The organism is Ruegeria sp. BB10, assembly GCF_056535725.1.
The window spans coordinates 1063480-1084073 of sequence record NZ_JBQFIW010000001.1 but is presented as its reverse complement, the minus strand read 5'-3'; the positions used below and the strand labels follow the sequence as shown (position 1 = coordinate 1084073).

Below are 20594 nucleotides of genomic sequence, written 5' to 3'. Positions count from 1 at the left end.
GACAAAAGGGAAGGCGACAGGACAATGGCGGATCTTCTGACGATGAGCGACAAGAAAAACGCAGACAAGCAAAAGGCGCTCGACAGCGCGCTGGCCCAGATCGAACGCCAGTTCGGCAAGGGCTCGATCATGAAGCTGGGCGAGGATTCCAAGCAGGACATCGAGGCCAGCTCGACCGGCTCTCTGGGTCTGGATATTGCTCTGGGGATTGGCGGCCTACCGATGGGCCGGATCGTTGAAATTTACGGGCCAGAAAGCTCTGGTAAGACGACGCTGACATTGCACTGCATTGCCGAACAGCAAAAGCGTGGTGGTGTTTGCGCTTTTGTTGACGCGGAACATGCGCTGGACCCGCAATATGCGCGCAAGCTGGGCGTCGATCTGGATGAGTTGCTGATCTCACAGCCCGACACCGGCGAACAGGCGCTAGAGATTACCGATACGTTGGTGCGCTCGGGTGCGGTGAACATGGTTGTCGTCGACTCTGTTGCGGCTTTGACGCCGAAATCCGAGTTGGAAGGCGACATGGGCGACAGCAATGTCGGCGTTCAGGCCCGTTTGATGAGCCAGGCGATGCGCAAACTGACCGGTTCGATCAGCCGCTCGAACTGCATGGTAATCTTCATCAACCAGATTCGGATGAAAATCGGCGTGATGTTCGGCAGCCCGGAAACCACGACCGGTGGTAACGCTCTGAAATTCTACAGCTCGGTCCGCTTGGACATCCGCCGTATCGGCGCCATCAAGGATCGTGATGAGGTTGTGGGCAACCAGACCCGCGTCAAAGTGGTCAAGAACAAGGTGGCGCCGCCCTTCAAGCAGGTGGAATTTGACATCATGTATGGCGAAGGCATCAGCAAGATGGGCGAACTGCTGGATCTGGGCGTCAAGGCCGGCGTGGTCGAAAAATCGGGCTCGTGGTTCAGCTATGGCGACGAACGGATCGGGCAGGGGCGAGAGAATGCCAAGCAATACCTGCGCGACAACAGCCGCGCCGCGCTTGAGATTGAAGACAAGATTCGCGCAGCACACGGTCTGGATTTCGAAATGCCGCCCGGCGCGACTGAGGATGATGATATCCTCGAGGCATAAACGCTCGCTGACGGGAACGGAAAAAATTCCGCGTCACACAGCCAGTGCTTAGAAAATCCGAAACAAGGCGGTCCATTGGGGTCGCCTTGTTTCGTTCTGCGAGTCCAACGCTGTGGACTATCCGCAGGGACAGGGATAAACCCGTTTTGACACAATATGATTGCGCGCCGAGAGAGCCTTATGCCCACGCTGAATGATATCCGATCAACCTTTCTGAACTACTTTGACAAGCAGGGGCACGAAGTGGTGCCGTCCAGCCCTCTGGTCCCGCGCAACGACCCGACGCTGATGTTCGTGAACTCGGGGATGGTGCAGTTCAAAAACCTGTTTACCGGTGTGGAAACCCGTGACTATCAGCGTGCGACCACCGCTCAGAAATGTGTGCGCGCGGGCGGCAAGCACAACGATCTGGACAATGTGGGCTATACCGCACGGCACCACACGTTCTTTGAAATGCTGGGGAATTTCTCGTTCGGTGATTATTTCAAACCCGAGGCAATCCCGTTTGCCTGGGAGTTGATCACTAAGGAATTCGGTGTCGACAAGAACCGCCTGCTGACCACTGTCTATCACACCGATGATGAGGCGTTTGAGATCTGGAAGAAGGTTGGTGTGCCAGAAGACCGGATCATCCGTATCGCCACCAATGACAACTTCTGGCAGATGGGCCCCACCGGCCCGTGCGGTCCGTGTACCGAGATTTTCTATGATCATGGCGATCACATATGGGGTGGCCCTCCCGGATCGGCCGAGGAAGACGGCGACCGGTTCATTGAAATCTGGAACATCGTTTTCATGCAGAACGAGCAGTTCGAAGACGGCTCGATGGTCGAACTCGACATGCAGTCGATCGACACCGGCATGGGGCTGGAGCGGATTGGGGCGCTGCTGCAAGGAAGCCATGACAACTATGACACGGACCTGTTCAAAACCCTGATCGAGGCGTCGGCGGACGCCACAGGTGTTGACCCTTATGGTGATCAGAACGTGCATCACCGGGTGATTGCAGATCACCTGCGTTCGACGTCGTTCCTGATCGCAGATGGTGTGATGCCGTCGAATGACGGACGAGGCTACGTTCTGCGGCGGATCATGCGCCGCGCCATGCGTCACGCGCATTTGCTGGGCGCGAAAGACCCGGTCATGCACCGGTTGGTGCCCGCGCTGGTGCAACTGATGGGCGCGCAATATACCGAGCTTGGTCAGGCGCAAGCTCTGATCGAAGAGACGCTGCTGCTGGAAGAAACCCGCTTTAAACAGACGCTGGATCGCGGTCTGAAGCTGTTGGATGATGAGGTCTCTGGCCTGCCTGAAGGCAGTGCATTGTCTGGTGAAGCGGCGTTCAAGCTGTATGACACTTACGGTTTCCCACTGGATTTAACGCAAGATGCATTGCGTGAAAAAGGCCGGACTGTGGATACGGACGGGTTCGATGCGGCCATGGCCGAGCAAAAAGCCAAGGCCCGCGCCGCTTGGGCCGGATCGGGCGAGTCCGCGGATCAGGCCGTTTGGTTTGATGTGCTGGATGCAGCCGGAGCAACGGATTTCCTGGGCTATGACACCGAAAAGGCCGAAGGTCAGGTGGCTGCTCTGGTTGTTGACGGTGCGTTGGTTGACAAGATTGAAAAGGGCGGCTCGGGATGGGTTGTCGTGAACCAGACGCCATTCTATGGCGAAGCTGGTGGTCAGGTTGGTGACACCGGGGAAATTCGGCGTCTTGAGAACCTGCAAGACGTGGCGCAGGTCGAAGACACGCGCAAGTTTGCAGAAGGTAAGGTTTATGCGCATCGGGTCACGGTAAGTCAGGGTACTTTGTCGAAGGGCGATGCTGTTGAGCTTGAGGTTGATCATGCCCGTCGAACAGCGATCCGGGCCAACCATTCGGCCACGCACTTGCTGCACGAGGCGCTCCGCGAAACGCTGGGTGATCACGTGGCACAGCGCGGTTCGCTGAATGCATCAGATCGGCTGCGTTTCGATTTCAGCCATTCCAAGGCGCTTAGCCCTGATGAGATTCAAAAGATTGAACGTGAGGTGAATGAATTCATTCGCCAGAACTCGACCGTTGAAACTAGAATCATGACGCCCGACGATGCGCGCGAACTGGGTGCGCAGGCGCTGTTTGGTGAGAAGTACGGTGACGAAGTCCGGGTTGTGTCGATGGGTAAAGCTCAGACAGGCAAGGGTCATGACGGTGATACATGGTCCATCGAACTGTGTGGCGGCACGCATGTGCGTCAGACCGGTGATATCGGCACGTTTGTTGTACTGGGTGACAGTGCCAGCAGTGCCGGTGTGCGCCGGATCGAGGCGCTAACCGGGGATGAGGCATTCCGGCATCTGTCCGCACAAGATCAGCGGCTGGGTCAGATTGCTTCGGAATTGAAAGCGCAGCCGGATGATGTGGTCACCCGGGTCAAGTCTCTGCTGGATGAACGCAAAGCTTTGCAAAACGAGGTTGCTCAGTTGCGCCGTGATCTGGCGATGGCCGGTGGTGCAGGGCAGGGCGGCGGAGCCGAAGCACGTGACGTGAACGGTGTGCCTTTCCTGGCGCAGGCGCTGAGCGGAGTTTCCGGCAAGGATCTACCTGCATTGATTGACGAACACAAAAGCCGTCTGGGCTCGGGCGCGGTGCTGTTGATTGCGGATGCCGGTGGCAAGGCTGCCGTGGCTGCTGGTGTAACATCGGACCTGACCGACAAGGTTTCAGCCGTTGATTTGGTACGGGCTGCAGTGGTCGAACTGGGTGGCAAGGGTGGCGGCGGACGCCCGGACATGGCGCAGGGCGGTGGCCGGGATGCGTCAAATTCAGAAGCGGCAATCAAAGCCGCAGAACAAGTTTTGGGAGGATAAAATGCCGGCACTTTGGATTGCCCACGTGACCGTGACAGACAACGAGGCCTATGGCAAATATGCTGAACTGGCAGGACCGGCGCTTGCTAAGCACGGGGGCTCGTTCATCGCACGTGCTGGACGGTATGTGCAGCTTGAAGGGAAAGAGCGCCCACGCAATGTTGTTGCCCGTTTCCCCTCGGTCGAGGCCGCAGTGGAATGCTACAATTCACCCGAATATCAACAGGCGCTGGACCATGCACGCGGGGCTAGTGAACGTGAATTGTTGATTGTCGAGACCACTGAATAAAGCTCGACCGCCAAAGATTGGCCAACTTCTGGTTGTGTAAGCGGAATTTGGCCAATGGATAAGCCAGGCAACTTGATGAGTCGTCTGGCTTTTTTGACATCGCAATATTTCTATATATTACAGTTATTTGCCTTCAATAACTTGCGCTAAGTTAACCTTACGTAACTTTTGGATTGTGGCCGAGCCCTCACAATTCTTGCCTGAAATGGTCAAAATGCGGAACGAATTTCCGCCTCTTTTTCCTTGCAACTTCACCTCAGATTGCGCAAACGACCCCGTCTACTGATAGTTAAGCTAAACGATCTACGGTCCTGTTTGTCCGCAATTGCGAGGATGAATAATGGTCGAGGAACAGGCATGAAGCTGTTGAGCAATGAACTCAGAGATGTATCTGCACGGTTGATCTCATCAATTGGTCGACTGGTTGCTGTATCTGCATTGGCGTTAGGAACTTTGGGTGTTGGCACCGATGCACAAGCAACCGAGGGACGCTTTATCCAGATTGCAGCCGTGTCGCCGCCGCCGTCAGGCGCTCGGCAATTGTGCCGTCAATACAGATGGGCGTGTTCGACCAAAGCAACTGTGTCCATGTCCAGCCAGAAAGAGATGCAGATTATTCAACGCGTAAATCGTCAGGTGAATGCTACGACACGCGCGGTAACGGATCGGTCGCAATATCGAACTGCGGAACGATGGGCCTTGCCGACCTCTCGTGGGGGAGATTGCGAAGATTTTGCGCTGCTTAAGAAACGCGATTTAATTCGGGCCGGGGTTGATCCTAGTAAATTGCTGATCGCGACTGTGTTAGATGCAAGGCGCAATTCACATGCCGTGCTTGTCTATCGCTCGGCAGCCGGGGATTTGGTTTTGGATAACCTAACCAATCAGATCAAACCGTGGGCCGCCACGCAATATCTGTTCCTTCGCATGCAAAACCCCAGGAAACCCAGCGGTTGGGTCGGCGTTTACGGTCGTAGCTGAGACTTTTTCCATTCCCCCTCAGGCTTGAGGGAAAAAAGGGCTGCCCGGAGGTCGCCCTTTGTGCATTCCATAGGTTTTAGCTTGGTCTGACTATTCAATCCGAATCTAAGGACGCAAGTCAGATGCAGCTGTTCGGTTAAAACGTTCCACCACTGCCGGGGCCGCCAGCGTTTCCACCAGAAGCGCCGCCTGTGCTGCCGCCATTACCGTTGCCGCCGCCGCCGCCACCTTGTCCGTTGTTGCTGCCGCCATTGCCGGTGCCCGGTCCTGAGCCACCGTTGTTGCCGCCGCCATTACCGCTGTTTCCGGCGTTCCCGTTCCCATTGCCCGGGCCACCGTTATTGCCGCCGTTTCCGTTACCGCCATCGGTGCCGCCGCCATTGCTGCCGCCGTTCCCGGAACCGCCACCGCCATTGCCGCTACCGCCGCCTTGGCCATTATTGCTGCCGCCATTGCCGGTGCCCGGTCCTGAGCCACCGTTGTTGCCGCCGCCATTACCGCTGTTTCCGGCGTTCCCGTTTCCATTGCCCGGGCCACCGTTATTGCCGCCGTTGCCGTTACCGGAATTGCCACCGCCGCCGTTGTTGCCGCCGTTGCCGTTACCGGAATTGCCACCGCCGCCATTGTTGCCGCCGTTGCCGTTGCCGGAATTGCCACCGCCGCCATTGTTGCCGCCGTTGCCGTTGCCGGAATTGCCACCGCCGCCATTGTTGCCGCCGTTGCCGTTACCGGAATTGCCACCGCCGCCATTGTTGCCGCCGTTGCCGTTACCGGAATTGCCACCGCCGCCATTGTTGCCGCCGTTGCCGTTACCGGAATTGCCACCGCCGCCATTGTTGCCGCCGTTGCCGTTACCGGAATTGCCACCGCCGCCATTGTTGCCGCCGTTGCCGTTACCGGAATTGCCGCCGCCGCCATTGTTGCCGCCGTTGCCGTTACCGGAATTGCCGCCGCCGCCATTGTTGCCGCCGTTGCCGTTGCCGGAATTGCCACCGCCGCCATTGTTGCCGCCGTTGCCGTTGCCGGAATTGCCACCGCCGCCATTGTTGCCGCCGTTGCCGTTACCGGAATTGCCACCGCCGCCATTATTGCCGCCGCCGCCGTTATTGCCGCCGCCGCCACCGCCGCCGCCGCCGTTATTGCCGCCGCCGCCACCGCCGCCGCCGCCGTTATTGCCGCCACCACCGCCGCCGCCGCCATTGTTGCCGCCGCCGTCGTCACTGCTGCCGCCGCCGTTATCACCGTTGCCTGAAGCGCCAAAGGTGTCGCTGTCACTATCGCGATCAGATGCAGCCGTGGACGCCGTTGGCAAATCAGTCAGGACAGCCGCAAAAGCCGGACAACTATCAAGTGTACGGGCCAGAATGTCCTCGAAATCAGCTCGGCGTTGGATATAGCGCAACATGCGCGTATCGACGACTGAGCAGCCGCACAACGTTTCTGTCGATACCGATTGTCGGGCTGTTTTGATGTTGCATCTTTCCGCCTGCGCCGCGCTGGCGGTGATGAACGGTAATGTTGCTGAGACAAATACAAAAGATAATAAATGGGATTTCACGCGCATGGCGCCGCTCCTTCAGAACTCGTTACTAACACTATTGCACTACAGTTTGTGCTTTACGTTTTGGTACATCAATTGTGCCATACTTCAACCACAATTACACCTATTTTGGGTCACATTTACAAGAGGTGTTTAATTTGAATTAATATTAGGAACAAATTTTACGCGAAAAAAATACACTTAAAACAAAGAGAAAGCCCGCCAAAACGGCGGGCTTTTCGTATATTTGCGCAGTTCATGCGCGCACAAATTTGTCAGATGTGTGGCATTGTTGCAATTGTGGCAACTATACTTAAGGGAGACTCAAGCAGACTTCGCCATACGCTTGCGTTCATGCGGGTCCAGGAAGCGTTTGCGTAGACGAACAGCGTTTGGGGTGACCTCAACCAATTCATCATCATCGATATAAGCAATCGCCTCTTCCAGCGAGAACTGAACGTGGGGCGTAAGCCGTACGGCATCGTCAGATCCGCTTGCGCGAACGTTGGTCAGCTTTTTACCCTTGAGAGGGTTTACTTCCAGATCATTGTCGCGCGAATGCTCACCGATAACCATGCCCTGGTAAACGTCGGTTTGTGGGGCAACGAACATGCGGCCACGCTCTTCCAAGTTCCACAGGGCATAAGCCACGGCCTGACCCTTCTCCATCGAGATCAGAACGCCTGCGCGACGGCCCGGGATCGGGCCCTTGTGCGCGGCCCAGCCGTGGAACACGCGGTTCAGAACGCCGGTGCCACGTGTGTCTGTCAGGAACTCGCCATGATACCCGATCAACCCGCGTGAAGGGACGTGTGCGATGATCCGGGTTTTGCCTGCACCGGCGGGGCGCATTTCGGCCAATTCACCTTTGCGTGCACCGGTGATCTTTTCGATCACCGAGCCCGAAAACTCGTCATCGACGTCGATAGTGACTTCTTCGATAGGTTCCAGACGCTGGCCTTCTTCCTCACGGAACAGAACCTGCGGGCGCGAAATGCTGAGTTCGAACCCTTCGCGGCGCATATTCTCGATCAGAACGCCCATTTGCAATTCGCCACGACCCGCGACCTCAAACGCCTCGCCGCCGGGGGTATCGGTGATGCGGATGGCGACGTTGGATTCGGCCTCTTTCATCAGTCGGTCACGAATAACGCGGGATTGGACCTTTTTGCCGTCACGACCTGCCAGAGGGGAATCGTTAATGCCAAAGGTCACAGTGATGGTCGGTGGATCGATGGGCTGGGCGGGCAGGGCTTCTTCGACCTGCGGGGATACCAACGAGTCCGCCACCGTGGCCTTGCTCATCCCTGCAATGGTAACGATGTCCCCAGCTTCGGCCACGTCGATGGGTTGTTGCGCGAGGCCACGAAACGCCAGGATTTTCGACGCGCGGAAGTTTTCGATCTGGGTGCCATCGCGGGACAGCGCCTTGAGGCTGTCGCCGGCTTTCAGCGTGCCGCTTTCCACGCGGCCGGTCAGGATACGGCCGATGAAGGGATCACTGCCCAGCGTGGTCGCCAGCATGCGGAACGGTTCATCCTTGCGTTCGGCCTGTTGCGGGGCAGGGACGTGATCAACGATCAGGTCGAACAGCGCGGTCAGGTCCTTGCGCGGTCCGTCCAGTTCCATATCTGCCCAGCCCGAACGGCCCGATGCGTACATTGCCGGGAAGTCCAGTTGGTCATCATCAGCGCCAAGGTTGGCGAACAGGTCGAAACATTCGTCCAGCGCGCGGTCGGGTTCGGCGTCGGGCTTGTCGACCTTGTTCAAAACGACGATCGGGCGCAGTCCCAGCGCAAGCGCCTTGGAGGTCACAAACTTGGTCTGTGGCATCGGGCCTTCGGCGGCATCGACCAGCAATACAACGCCATCGACCATGCTGAGAATCCGCTCAACTTCGCCACCAAAATCGGCGTGGCCGGGGGTGTCGACGATGTTGATGCGCGTGCCCTTCCACTCGACCGAGGTGGCTTTGGCCAGGATGGTGATGCCACGCTCGCGTTCAAGATCGTTGCTGTCCATGGCGCGTTCAGCCACAGCTTGGTTTTCCCGGAACGCGCCGGATTGTTTGAGCAGCTCATCCACCAGGGTCGTCTTGCCGTGGTCCACGTGAGCGATGATTGCGATATTGCGCAGGTCCATGAGAGGTCAGCCTTTGAACGGGAAGTTGCCGCGCGCATAGCGTGGTTTGACCAAATAGGCCAGCCCTAACCGGCGATCAGTGGCCGGCCGTCTTGGAAAACAGGTGAATGATCAGGATTCCGGCCAAAATCATGATCAACCCAATGACGGCTGGCCAGTCCAGCCTTTGCCCGAAAACAATGAAGCCGATGATCGCGATCAGAAAGATGCCAAGCCCGGACCAGATCGCATAAACAATTCCGACCGGCATGTATCTTAGCGTCAGGCCCAGCAGGTAAAAAGCAATGCCATAGCTGACAACCACCAGAACGGAGGGCCAGAAACGACTGAACTGTTGGCTGGCTTGCAGGGACGTTGTGCCGATGGTCTCTGCGATGACCGCCAGCAACAAGATCAGATAGGCTTTGGGCACGGTAGGTGTCTCGACAAATGTTTTGCGAGGTTGAGCATGAAAACGGCAAAGCGAGCAAGCAAAATTTCGGATTCTCGACATGCGCAATGACGTTAAGGCAAAAACACTAGCCATTTGGGAAGTATGGATAACCTGACTATTTTTTGACCCTGGGTTATGTTAAAAACGCGTTGTTTTTTAATGATTTTTGTTTTCCAGGTTACATCGCATGACTAAATTTGCAGGAATAATAGTTTTTGTTTCGGCTTTGATCGTGGTGCTTGGGTGGCTTGCTGGCGGGGGGTCCGTCGACAAAAACGCGGCCAAGTTTGTTGAACGGTTAGATAGTTTTCAGGTTTGAGCGCCTGCCGAAACAAGGGAAAAAGAGGCCTTTGCGCCTCTTTTTCTTTTCTTACATGGTTGCCGTGGCAGCGAAGTAGGCATCTAGCTGGGGTTGCAGCCACGCCCACAAGTCTGGTGCGCCGCGTTTGACCGGAGTGCCGACACGGGTTTCGATCTGCGCATAACTGACATCATAATCCACCCATGATCCGCCGCCCGTTGCCAGGTTTCCGACTGGTGCCTGAAAACGGTCAACTGCCTTGGCAAAGCGGGCATCGGGACTGTCGGCTGCTTCGAACTCATGCCACAGAGACAGAAAGGTCGCCTTTTGATTATCCGGTAGCATCCCGAACAGGCGCTCTGCTGCGGCTTGCTCTTCGGCTTCTTGGGCCGCGTGGTCGACATGACCATGAATGGGGTTATCCCCGGCGTCGATCTCAACAACATCATGCAGCAGAAGCATTTGTAAAACGCGGTCAATGGACACATCGGGTGCTGCGTATTCGGACAGAATCCAAGCGTACAGCATGATGTGCCATGAATGCTCGGCCGAATTCTCGAACCGCTCACCGCTGAGCAGGCGCGAAGCCCGGTAGACGGATTTCAGTTGGTCGCTTTCGGCAAGAAATCCAAGGCGAGCTGAGAATGAAGTCTGTGCAGGGGTGTCTCCGTTCAGCAGGCATTGCGCTGCGGTATAGGCGTCTGGAAATTCGGTCTTCAGATAAGCGGCCCGCCCGCCGTTCAGATTGTCCTGAACAATAGCTTTGTGATCCGCCCTCGGGGCCGCGGCGCAGAGGACCTGAAACATCGGCTGGCAGCGATCAAGGGATTTCGCGAATCTGGCGTCTTGGGTCTGATCGGCCTCGAACTCTTGCCACAGGTTCAGACAAGCCTCGGCCTGATCTTCGGGCAAAAGATCGAACAATTCTGACGCGGCGGCTTGCTCGGCCCGTTCGACCGCTTGCCAATCGGTTTGCAGATGGATCGGATGATCGCCGACAATGATTTCGACCAAATCATGCAGCAACAGCATGCGGATGACCCGATCAATGCTGACACCTTCATCAGCCAAGGGTTGCATAACCAGCGCCCATAGCGCGAGTTGCCAGCTGTGTTCTGCCGCGTTTTCAGCGCGGGATTGATCCAGAAGAAAATTCGCGCGATCGACCGATTTCAGCCTGTCCACGCGTTTGAGAAATTCGATTTGCGCGGACAGTCTGTTTGTCATTGTTTTTCGATCGCTTTCAATTTGGAGCGGTGATCCGAGAGCCTCTGGATCACGAACTTGCGGGCTTTGCGCTCGGCCAACCGCACGCGAATTTCGGTCAGGAAGGCTTCTTCCAAAGTCTGCGAGGACGCACCCAGATGTTCGCCCACTTCGACAAAGAAACGGTCGTCGCCGGTTTCATCCATCACTTTCATTGTGTCCTCGGCCAGCTTGGCGGCCAGGGTGGTGATGGTGTCAGACATCAGCGTGTGTTCTCGGTCAGGCGGCGTTTCACATAGTCGCTGACATCGGTCATCAGAGTATCCATGTGACGATCCTGGAAGAAGTGATCGGCGCCATCAACCTCGTTATGGGTGATGGTGATTCCCTTTTGTTCGTGCAGCTTGTTCACCAGCGAGGTTGTGTCCGCAGGTGGTGCCACGCGGTCGGCTGATCCGTTGATGATCAGGCCCGAGGACGGGCAGGGTGCCAGGAACGAAAAGTCGTACATATTTGCAGGGGGTGACACGCTGATAAAGCCGGTGATTTCCGGGCGCCGCATCAACAACTGCATTCCGATCCATGCACCAAACGAGAAACCCGCGACCCAGCAGTGTTTCGAGTTGTTGTTCATTGACTGCAGGTAATCCAGCGCCGAGGCTGCGTCGCTCAACTCACCAACACCCTGGTCGTATTCACCCTGGCTGCGACCCACGCCACGGAAATTGAACCGCAAAACGGTAAAGCCCATGTTGTAGAATGCGTAATGCAGGTTGTAGACCACCTTGTTGTTCATGGTCCCGCCAAATTGAGGATGCGGATGAAGCACGATGGCGATCGGTGCGTCTTTTTCCTTTTGCGGGTGGTAGCGGCCTTCCAGGCGGCCTTCGGGTCCGGGAAAAATCACCTCGGGCATGTGTGCTTTGGTCCTGTCTTTTTCTTCTTGGTGCCGGGATATACTTGACGGTTATCGTCGGGCACCTTAGAACGGTTCTAATAATTTTGCATTGCGCAATGCGCTGCCCGTCGGAGATACGCACTGGCAGCGGCGGCGTCAATGTTTTCGCGCGGTATCGACCAAAAGGGGACGAGAATGAAGCTTTCGACCAAGGGTCGCTACGCGATGGTAGCTATGGCCGATATCGCCCTGCAACCGACAGATACGCTTGTAACGCTGAGTGAGATTTCTGAGCGGCAGGACATCTCACTGCCTTATCTTGAGCAATTGTTCGTGAAACTACGCCGAGCCGATCTGGTCTCATCGGTTCGCGGACCGGGTGGCGGGTATCGGTTGTCGCGGTCGCCTTCGGAAATTCGCGTGGTCGAGATTCTGTCGGCGGTCGACGAAACAGTGGATGCGCTGCAAAAAGGCGCAGGGGCATCGGGTGCGTCATCAGGAAGCCGGGCGCAATCACTAAGCAACCGCTTGTGGGAAGGGCTAAGCGCCCATGTTTATGTTTTTCTGCATCAAACCCGACTGTCGGACGTAATCAGGAACGATTTGGCCCCGTGTCCCGCGGTTCCGAGCCTGTTTGCAGTGGTGGACGAGTGAGATTATGCACTTGGTCTATGAAAACGCGATACCACTTCGCATTCGTGAAAAGGTGACTCCATGAGTCGTGTTTACCTGGATCATAATGCCACGACTCCTTTGCGCCCCGAGGCCAGAGAGGCGATGATCGCGGCGATGGAGGTTTGCGGCAACCCGTCTTCGGTGCATGCCGAGGGACGTGCCGCCAAGGCCTTGATCGAGAAGGCGCGGGCGCAAATCGCGGCGGCCTTTGGTGCGGATGGGGCGGATATCGTATTCACGTCGGGTTCCACCGAGGGGGCGGCGCTGACCTTACGCGGGCGTGGCCTGCATGGATCTGCTGTTGAGCATGACGCGGTAAGATCCTGGATTACAGAAGACTTGCCAGCGGACGCCTCGGGCCGCGTTCAAGTCTCCGATCCTGCTCAATCGACCTTGCAGCTGGCGAATTCGGAAACCGGTATCGTGCAGGCTTTGCCTGCGGGGCTTGCTGTAACCGATGCGACGCAAGCTTTTGGAAAACTACCGGTGGCCTTCAACTGGCTGGGTGCCCAAATGGCGCTGATCTCAGCGCATAAATTGGGTGGCCCCAAGGGTGTTGGTGCTGTTGTGATGAAACGCGGCACGGATTTGCCTGCCCAAATTCAAGGCGGTGGTCAGGAAATGGGGCGCCGGTCGGGTACCGAAAATGTCATTGGAATCGCGGGCTTCGGGGCCGCAGCAGAAGCCGCTGCACGGGATCTTGCCAATGGGGTTTGGGACCAGGTCAAAGAAATTAGAAATATTCTAGAAAATGCCCTTGAGGCCGGTTCTAAATTGACTATTTTTGTCGGGAAGGATCAGGATCGCCTGCCTAACACATTGTGTTTTGCCACTCCGGGATGGAAAGGCGAAACGCAGGTCATGCAAATGGACCTGGCGGGGTTTGCCATCAGCGCGGGTTCTGCCTGTTCCAGTGGCAAGGTGCGCGCCAGCGCGGTCCTCACGGCAATGGGGTATGATGAGGTCACGGCAGCCAGCGCAATACGCGTTTCGCTGGGACCTTTTTCGACGAAAGAAGATGTGCTGCGTTTCGCCGAAACGTGGCTGGAAAAAGAGAAAAAGCATCGCGCGCGTGCCGCGTGACTTGACGGAGTGAAGGAAATGGCCGCTTTGGACCAGACCCAGGTAAAAGAAGGTGTCGATCAGGAAACCGTGGACGCGGTGCGCGAGGCTGGCACTTATAAATACGGCTGGGATACCGATATCGAAATGGAGTACGCGCCCAAAGGTGTGAACCCGGATATCGTTCGACTGATCTCTGACAAAAACGAAGAGCCCGAATGGATGACCGAATGGCGTCTGTCGGCCTTTGAACGCTGGACCAAGATGAAAGAGCCGACCTGGGCGATGGTACATTACCCGCCGATCGACTTTCAGGACCAGTATTACTATGCCCGTCCCAAGTCGATGGAAGAAAAGCCAAAATCGCTGGACGAGGTCGACCCCAAACTGCTGGCCACCTATGAAAAGCTGGGCATTCCGCTGAAAGAACAGATGATTTTGGCCGGCGTCGAAGGCGCCGAGAATGCGCCCGCCGAAGGCCGTAAGGTCGCTGTGGACGCGGTATTTGACTCGGTCTCTGTTGGTACAACCTTCAAGGATGAGCTTGCCAAGGCTGGTGTGATCTTCTGCTCGATCTCTGAGGCGATCAAGGAACACCCTGAACTGGTTAAGAAATACTTGGGCACTGTGGTTCCGGTATCCGACAACTTCTATGCCACGCTGAACTCGGCCGTATTCTCGGACGGATCGTTCGTTTACATCCCGCCGGGTGTTCGCTGCCCGATGGAGCTGAGCACCTATTTCCGCATCAACGCCGAAAACACTGGTCAGTTCGAACGCACGCTGATCATCGCCGATAAGGGATCATATGTGTCCTATCTGGAAGGCTGCACCGCGCCGCAACGTGATACCGCGCAGTTGCATGCCGCTGTGGTTGAGATCATCGTCGAAGAAGATGCTGAAGTTAAATACTCGACCGTTCAGAACTGGTTCCCCGGTGATGAAAACGGCAAGGGCGGTATCTATAACTTTGTGACCAAGCGGGCGGATTGCCGGGGCGACCGGTCCAAGGTGATGTGGACGCAGGTCGAAACCGGCTCGGCCGTGACCTGGAAATACCCGTCCTGCATCCTGCGTGGCAATGAAAGCCAGGGTGAGTTCTATTCGATCGCGATTGCCAACAATTATCAGCAGGCCGACACCGGCACCAAGATGATTCACCTGGGTAAGAACACAAAGTCGCGCATCGTGTCCAAGGGCATCAGCGCGGGCAAGGCGCAGAACACCTATCGCGGGCTGGTTTCGATGCACCCCAAGGCGAAGGACAGCCGGAACTATACGCAGTGTGACAGCCTGCTGATCGGTGACAAATGCGGCGCACATACGGTTCCGTATATCGAGGTCAAGAACAACTCGAGCCGTGTGGAACACGAAGCGACGACATCCAAAGTGGACGACGATCAGCTGTTCTACTGCCGCCAGCGCGGTATGGACGAGGAAGAAGCCGTGGCCTTGGTCGTCAACGGGTTCTGCAAGGACGTGCTGCAGGCATTGCCGATGGAATTTGCCATGGAAGCGCAGCAGCTTGTTGCGATCTCATTGGAGGGCTCGGTCGGTTGACCGGTCGAGCTTGACTATCGGCAACTCTAAAAGGTCATTCCTTGTGGAAACAGCTGCAGATTTCAAAAGATGGGTTAGAAGCTCCAGACGCTCTGGCGTTTTTAGAGCTACAGCAGGGCAGGTGGTTCGGGCTCGGGTTCATGACCGAACAGTCTTTTTTTCCGTGATCAATCCAAAAGATACGATACAAAAATGTCACTTTGGGGGTGCGTTCTACGAAGTCGAAGAGCTTAGGATGATTTCAGAACACTTCCCTGTTGGCGGCAGTTTTTTGGATATCGGCGCAAATGTCGGGAACCACAGCCTGTACTTGGCGCTGTTCCTTCACGCGTCTCTAGTAGTTCCTGTTGAACCCAATCCTGTGGCTGCCGAGATTTTGGTTAGCAACCTCCACTTGAATGGGATGGAAAGTAAGGTTGATTTCAACTGGGTTGGGTACGGTGTTTCGAACGAGGCACGCTCGGACCTTGGTGTGTCTTGGAACGCCAGGAATTTGGGTGGGGGTAAACTGATTGAGCAACAAGGGTCTATTCCCGTTGTCCCGGCTGCAGAATTGGTTAAAGACCGCTCATTCGACTTTATAAAAATTGACGTCGAAGGTATGGAAATCGCCGTTCTGGAAAGTCTTTTACCCAGTTTGGGACAAAATCGCCCTGTGATTTTTGTCGAAGTGGATGACAAGAATACCACCGAATTCCACGAACTGATCGCGACCAATGGTTATGAGGTGGTCGACCAGTTCAGGCGCTACCGCGTTAACGAAAACTTCCTGATCAAACCCAGCGAGGGACCGGCAAAGGTCGCTAAGTCTGCATAGCCATCAGGTAGAAACCAAAATTCAAACAAGGCGGCAGGTAATCAAACTGGCGCGAAAAGAGGAAAAATCATGCTGGAAATCAAGAACCTGCACGTACAGCTTGAAGACGAAGACAAGCAAATCCTCAAGGGTGTGGACCTGACGGTCGAGCCTGGCAAGGTACACGCGATCATGGGACCGAACGGCTCGGGCAAATCGACGCTCAGCTATGTGCTTTCGGGACGTGACGGCTATGAGGTCACCGAAGGTACGGCGACGCTGGACGGCGAAGACCTGCTGGACATGGAGCCAGAAGAGCGTGCTGCCGCTGGCGTCTTTCTTGCGTTCCAGTATCCGGTCGAAATTCCCGGCGTTGGCAACATGACTTTCCTGCGCACGGCGGTAAACGCTCAGCGGAAAGCGCGCGGAGAAGAGGAGCTGTCAGCGGCAGACTTCCTGAAAGAAGTGCGCGCCAAGGCCAAGACGCTGAAAATCGACGCCGATATGCTCAAGCGTCCGGTCAATGTTGGTTTCTCGGGCGGTGAGAAAAAGCGCAACGAGATCCTGCAGATGGCTATGCTGGAACCCAAGATGTGCATCATGGACGAAACCGACTCGGGTCTCGACGTGGATGCGATGAAGCTGGTGTCCGAAGGCGTGAACGCGCTGCGCAACGAAGGTCGCAGCTTTTTGGTCATCACCCACTATCAGCGGCTGCTGGATCACATCAAACCGGACGTCGTACACATCATGGCCGACGGTCGTATCGTGAAGACCGGCGGACCCGAGCTGGCGTTGGAAGTTGAACATAACGGCTATGCCGACATTCTGGCCGAGGTGAACTGATGGCTTTGCCACAAGAGAAACTGACCGCAACCGAGGAGCGGCTGGCATCCCTGGCCATGCCCGAGATGTGCGGATGCACCCGTGCTGCACGCGAGGATGCGCTTGCGCGTGTGCAAGAGATGGGCCTGCCTGGCCGTCGCGATGAGTACTGGAAGTACACACGTCCTGATACGCTGATCTCGGCTCAAGCACCGCGCGCCGAGGTTTTCGACGCGGGCGAGCCCATGATTTTCGAAGACATGGACAATCTGAAAATTGTCTTCGTCGACGGAGTATTCAGCCCCGAGGAATCCGATGATCTGACACTTGAGGGGGTGATGATCGACCGGATCGAGGATATCTGCGGCAAGGACATTCACTGGGCCAAAGAGCTGTATGGCGCGTTAGAGAGCCGTGGCCAGACCCCGGTGCCACGTCCGCTGGCTGCGCTGAACACAGCCTTTGCCAAAGATGGTGTTGCCATCCATGTGACAGGCAAACCGTCCAAGCCGATCTGCCTGATGTATCGTCACGCCTCGGAAACATCGGACGCGATGCTGCATCACGTGATCCGTGTCGAACCAGATGCCGAGGTCACCGTGCTTGAGGTTGGTCCGGCCGCGTCGCGCTTTAACAAGGTGATGGAGATTGACATCGCCGACAATGGGACGCTGCATCATGTGCGCGCGCAAGGTCGCGATCATGAACGTCGGGCAATGACTCATATGTTCGCCCGTCTGGGAACGGAATCGACCTATAAGTCATTTACCCTGACCGCAAACGGCGTTCTGACCCGCAATGAGCAGGTCGTGGAACTGACCGGAGATGATGCGGTTGCCCATGTGGCAGGTGCATGTGTCGGAGACGGTGATTTTCACCATGACGACACAGTGTTTATCACCCATGACGCGGTGAACTGCGAAAGCCGCCAGGTGTTCAAGAAGGTTCTGCGCAACGGTGCGACCGGCGTCTTCCAGGGTAAGATCCTTGTGAAAGAAGGCGCGCAGAAGACTGATGGCTATCAAATCAGCCAGTCGCTTCTGTTGGACGATGACAGCCAGTTCCTCGCCAAGCCCGAGCTTGAGATCTATGCCGATGATGTGGCCTGTTCACACGGCTCGACCTCGGGCGCGATTGACGAGACGGCTCTGTTCTACCTGCGATCACGCGGCGTTCCGGTTAAAGATGCAACCAACATGTTGACACTGGCCTTTCTGGCCGAAGCGGTGGACGAGATCGAAGACAGCGAAGTTGCTGAAAAGATCGTGAACCGTTTGGAAGATTGGCTGGCGCGCCGCAGCTGATGCCAGTCACATCGGATATCGTGGCCACGTACCGGGGGCCGGGGCGCGTCGTGCGTCGGCTTCTGGATTTGGGGCAGCGGGAAGACAGGGCCTTGGTCTTTGTCATGGGGTTTTGCGTGGTGGCTTTCATCGCACAGCTTCCCGGCCTCGCGCGGCGGGCGCATTTGGAAGGGCTTGAGCTGAACGCGCTGATGGCCGCGGCTTTGCTAGGCACTGTTTTCATACTGCCGTTGCTGTTTTACCTTCTGGCGTTCGTATCATACGGGGCTGCTCGTTTGGTTGGCGGTCGCGGCACGGCTTACGGTGCCCGTCTGGCTTTGTTTTGGGCTTTACTGTCGTCGACACCATTGGTGTTGTTGAACGGTCTGGTGGCGGGTCTCATCGGGCCAGGACCTGCGTTAACCCTGGTAGGGGCAGCCTGGTTTGGCGTGTTTATCTGGTTCTGGCTGGCGGGCCTGACACAAACACAAAGGCAGGCGGAATGAATTTCTCGACCCTAGGTAACATTGCGGTCCTGACGCTGGTCAACCCGGCTGAAGCGGCCCGGCACCTATTATCCTTTCGCGTCGGGCGCGAAGTTCTGTGGCTGGCCTTCTGTCTGGCCGTCGTTTTGAATGGGCTGGTGCAGTTTGGGATCGAACATCTGGTTCCTTCGCCGGAAGGCCTGAATGTTCCTGCACCCGAACCGATTTTCATGAGCCTTATCCGCTCGGCCGCCCTAATGATGTTCAGCATTGCGGCGTTCCTGTTCGTCGGGCGATTGCTGGGCGGGCGCGCGTCATTCGACGAGATCATGACGCTGACGGTCTGGTTGCAGTTCCTGCAAAGCGCGGCGATGTTCGTAACGCTTGTGCTGGCCATTTTCGTTCCGGTTTTGATGGTGCTGTTTTTGTTCGCCACAGCGCTGGTGAGCCTTTACGTCACGCTGCATTTCCTCAATGAAGCGCATAAGTTCGGAACGCTTTGGAAATCCTTTGGGGTCATAGTGTTGTCTGCGTTGATCGCAGCCCCCTTTGTCCTCGCTTTAACACCAAGCGGCCCGGTATAGGGATATGAAGACCATGTATGACGTAGAAAAAATCCGCGCGGACTTTCCGATTCTGTCGCGTGAGGTAAACGGCAAACCGCTGACTTATCTGGACAATGGTGCCTCTGCGCAGAAACCTCAGGTGGTGATCGACGCGGTGACCCGCGCCTATGCCGAGGAATACGCGAATGTGCATCGTGGCCTGCATTACCTGTCCAACCTCGCGACCGAAAAGTACGAGTCCGTCCGCGGCACCATCGCCCGTTTCCTTGGGGCGGCGGATGAGAATGAGATCGTCCTGAACTCGGGCACGACCGAGGGGATCAACCTTGTGGCCTATGGCTGGGCGATGCCGCGCCTTCAGGCCGGGGATGAGATTGTCCTTAGCGTCATGGAGCATCACGCCAACATCGTTCCCTGGCATTTCCTGCGCGAACGGCAGGGGGTTGTCCTAAAGTGGGTCGATATCGATGGGGATGGCGGGCTGGACCCGCAGGCCGTGATCGATGCAATCGGTCCCAAGACCAAGCTGGTCGCGGTTACACAATGCTCGAACGTGCTGGGAACTGTGGTGGATGTTAAGGCCATTACCGAAGGTGCGCATGCCAAAGGCGTTCCGGTGCTGGTCGACGGCAGCCAGGGTGCCGTGCATATGCCGGTCAATGTGTCGGATATCGGCTGCGACTTTTATGCAATCACCGGGCACAAGCTGTATGGCCCGTCCGGTTCGGGCGCGATCTATATTAAATCCGAACGCATGGCCGAGATGCGCCCCTTCATCGGTGGCGGCGACATGATCAAAGAGGTCAGCAAAGATCAGGTGATCTACAACGACCCCCCAATGAAGTTTGAGGCCGGAACACCCGGTATCGTGCAAACGATTGGTTTAGGCGTGGCGCTTGACTATATGATGGACTTGGGGATGGAGAACATCGCCGCCCACGAAGGCGCGCTTCGCGAATATGCGATGCAGCGGCTGACCGGTTTGAACTGGCTGCAGGTACAAGGCACACGTCCCGATAAGGCCGCTATTTTTAGCTTTACGCTGGATGGGGCAGGGCATGCGCATGACGTGTCGACGATCCTCGACAAAAAAGGGGTTGCCGTGCGGGCCGGTCATCATTGCGCTGGTCCACTGATGGATTTCTTCGGCGTGACCGCCACCTGCCGCGCCAGCTTTGGTTTGTACAACACCAAGGATGAGGTCGACACGCTGGTCGATGCCCTTGAACTGGCGCATGATTTGTTTGCCTAAAAGCTGGCCGATCCGGGTGGATTTTCAGTTGCACCCGGATCGGAACAAGGATAGCTAACGGCCAAGGCACCTGTAGCTCAGCTGGATAGAGCGCTGCCCTCCGAAGGCAGAGGCCAGAGGTTCGAATCCTCTCAGGTGCGCCATACCACCTCGCATTAGCAGTTATTCTGAGTGTCTTATATTGGAGAGTGCGTCCCTTAATTTGACGCTATGATGACGGGTTCTGATACAGTCCGGTAAGCGACAATATCTGGTCGATGGATCGCAGTTCATCGAGGTTGAGCTGTTCTTTTCATAAGGAATAATTCTAGGTTACTTAAAAACAAAGAGCGCCCAGAGGCGCTCGTTGTTTTTT

The 20594-nt window shown here is 56.4% G+C and carries 19 protein-coding genes and 1 tRNA gene; 14 read left to right on the top strand and 6 right to left on the bottom strand.

Features of this window, described 5'->3' with window-relative positions; genetic code table 11:
• Window positions 1-24: 24 nt before the first annotated feature.
• The 4 genes from recA (at window position 25) to ACR3EP_RS05415 (ending at window position 5215) form a co-directional block, all read left to right on the top strand.
• The gene (gene recA / locus ACR3EP_RS05430) at window positions 25-1092 is read left to right on the top strand and encodes a recombinase RecA (protein ID WP_170348763.1); all 1068 of its coding nucleotides are present in this window, start codon (window positions 25-27) and stop codon (window positions 1090-1092) included.
• Between the two features lie 180 nt (window positions 1093-1272).
• On the top strand, window positions 1273-3945 hold the full coding sequence (gene alaS / locus ACR3EP_RS05425) for an alanine--tRNA ligase (protein ID WP_480636689.1): 2673 nt from the start codon (window positions 1273-1275) through the stop codon (window positions 3943-3945).
• Window position 3946: 1 nt separating this feature from the next.
• Complete coding sequence (locus tag ACR3EP_RS05420) at window positions 3947-4234, top strand: DUF1330 domain-containing protein (protein WP_170348761.1); 288 nt, start codon at window positions 3947-3949, stop codon at window positions 4232-4234.
• A gap of 357 nt (window positions 4235-4591) precedes the next feature.
• Window positions 4592-5215 (top strand): transglutaminase-like cysteine peptidase, encoded by a 624-nt coding sequence (locus tag ACR3EP_RS05415; protein WP_425080612.1) that lies wholly within the window; start codon window positions 4592-4594, stop codon window positions 5213-5215.
• 136 nt (window positions 5216-5351) lie between these two features.
• Here ACR3EP_RS05415 and ACR3EP_RS05410 read toward each other — a convergent pair whose 3' ends face one another.
• From ACR3EP_RS05410 to ACR3EP_RS05385, 6 genes are all read right to left on the bottom strand, one after another.
• Window positions 5352-6620: a hypothetical protein gene (locus ACR3EP_RS05410; RefSeq protein WP_480636686.1), complete on the bottom strand. Its 1269-nt coding sequence runs from the start codon at window positions 6618-6620 to the stop codon at window positions 5352-5354.
• A 459-nt stretch (window positions 6621-7079) separates the two neighbouring features.
• On the bottom strand, window positions 7080-8897 hold the full coding sequence (typA, locus tag ACR3EP_RS05405) for a translational GTPase TypA (protein WP_170394144.1): 1818 nt from the start codon (window positions 8895-8897) through the stop codon (window positions 7080-7082).
• A 76-nt stretch (window positions 8898-8973) separates the two neighbouring features.
• A complete protein-coding gene (locus ACR3EP_RS05400; protein ID WP_226688434.1) occupies window positions 8974-9309 on the bottom strand; it encodes a DMT family transporter in 336 nt (111 codons plus the stop codon).
• A gap of 391 nt (window positions 9310-9700) precedes the next feature.
• Window positions 9701-10858, bottom strand: coding sequence for an HD domain-containing protein (locus ACR3EP_RS05395; RefSeq protein ID WP_170548965.1), 1158 nt, complete (start codon window positions 10856-10858; stop codon window positions 9701-9703).
• Complete coding sequence (locus ACR3EP_RS05390; protein WP_170348755.1) at window positions 10855-11100, bottom strand: hypothetical protein; 246 nt, start codon at window positions 11098-11100, stop codon at window positions 10855-10857. Before ACR3EP_RS05390 ends, ACR3EP_RS05395 begins: the two co-directional genes overlap by 4 nt.
• On the bottom strand, window positions 11100-11753 hold the full coding sequence (locus ACR3EP_RS05385) for an alpha/beta hydrolase (RefSeq protein WP_170348754.1): 654 nt from the start codon (window positions 11751-11753) through the stop codon (window positions 11100-11102). The genes ACR3EP_RS05390 and ACR3EP_RS05385 overlap by 1 nt, the downstream gene beginning before the upstream one ends.
• A 177-nt stretch (window positions 11754-11930) precedes the next feature.
• On the opposite strand from ACR3EP_RS05385, the gene iscR reads away from it, so the two are divergent.
• The 10 genes from iscR to ACR3EP_RS05335 all read left to right on the top strand — a co-directional run bounded on the left by iscR (window position 11931) and on the right by ACR3EP_RS05335 (window position 20382).
• Window positions 11931-12389, top strand: coding sequence for a Fe-S cluster assembly transcriptional regulator IscR (gene iscR / locus ACR3EP_RS05380; protein WP_170348753.1), 459 nt, complete (start codon window positions 11931-11933; stop codon window positions 12387-12389).
• A 60-nt stretch (window positions 12390-12449) separates the two neighbouring features.
• Window positions 12450-13493 carry a cysteine desulfurase family protein gene (locus ACR3EP_RS05375; protein WP_480636683.1) on the top strand — a complete coding sequence of 348 codons (1044 nt, stop codon included), beginning with the start codon at window positions 12450-12452 and terminating at the stop codon, window positions 13491-13493.
• A gap of 18 nt (window positions 13494-13511) precedes the next feature.
• Window positions 13512-15032, top strand: coding sequence for a Fe-S cluster assembly protein SufB (sufB, locus tag ACR3EP_RS05370; protein ID WP_480636681.1), 1521 nt, complete (start codon window positions 13512-13514; stop codon window positions 15030-15032).
• Between the two features lie 235 nt (window positions 15033-15267).
• Window positions 15268-15849, top strand: coding sequence for an FkbM family methyltransferase (locus ACR3EP_RS05365; protein ID WP_480636679.1), 582 nt, complete (start codon window positions 15268-15270; stop codon window positions 15847-15849).
• Window positions 15850-15918: 69 nt separating this feature from the next.
• On the top strand, window positions 15919-16674 hold the full coding sequence (gene sufC / locus ACR3EP_RS05360) for a Fe-S cluster assembly ATPase SufC (RefSeq protein WP_170358524.1): 756 nt from the start codon (window positions 15919-15921) through the stop codon (window positions 16672-16674).
• On the top strand, window positions 16674-17957 hold the full coding sequence (gene sufD, locus ACR3EP_RS05355; protein WP_170348748.1) for a Fe-S cluster assembly protein SufD: 1284 nt from the start codon (window positions 16674-16676) through the stop codon (window positions 17955-17957). Before sufC ends, sufD begins: the two co-directional genes overlap by 1 nt.
• The gene (locus tag ACR3EP_RS05350; protein ID WP_480636677.1) at window positions 17957-18442 is read left to right on the top strand and encodes a YIP1 family protein; all 486 of its coding nucleotides are present in this window, start codon (window positions 17957-17959) and stop codon (window positions 18440-18442) included. The genes sufD and ACR3EP_RS05350 overlap by 1 nt, the downstream gene beginning before the upstream one ends.
• On the top strand, window positions 18439-19005 hold the full coding sequence (locus ACR3EP_RS05345; RefSeq protein WP_170358522.1) for a YIP1 family protein: 567 nt from the start codon (window positions 18439-18441) through the stop codon (window positions 19003-19005). The genes ACR3EP_RS05350 and ACR3EP_RS05345 overlap by 4 nt, the downstream gene beginning before the upstream one ends.
• 13 nt (window positions 19006-19018) lie before the next feature.
• Window positions 19019-20239, top strand: coding sequence for a cysteine desulfurase (locus ACR3EP_RS05340; RefSeq protein WP_480636676.1), 1221 nt, complete (start codon window positions 19019-19021; stop codon window positions 20237-20239).
• Window positions 20240-20305: 66 nt separating this feature from the next.
• A tRNA-Arg gene (locus tag ACR3EP_RS05335) sits at window positions 20306-20382 on the top strand.
• Window positions 20383-20594: the final 212 nt, after the last annotated feature.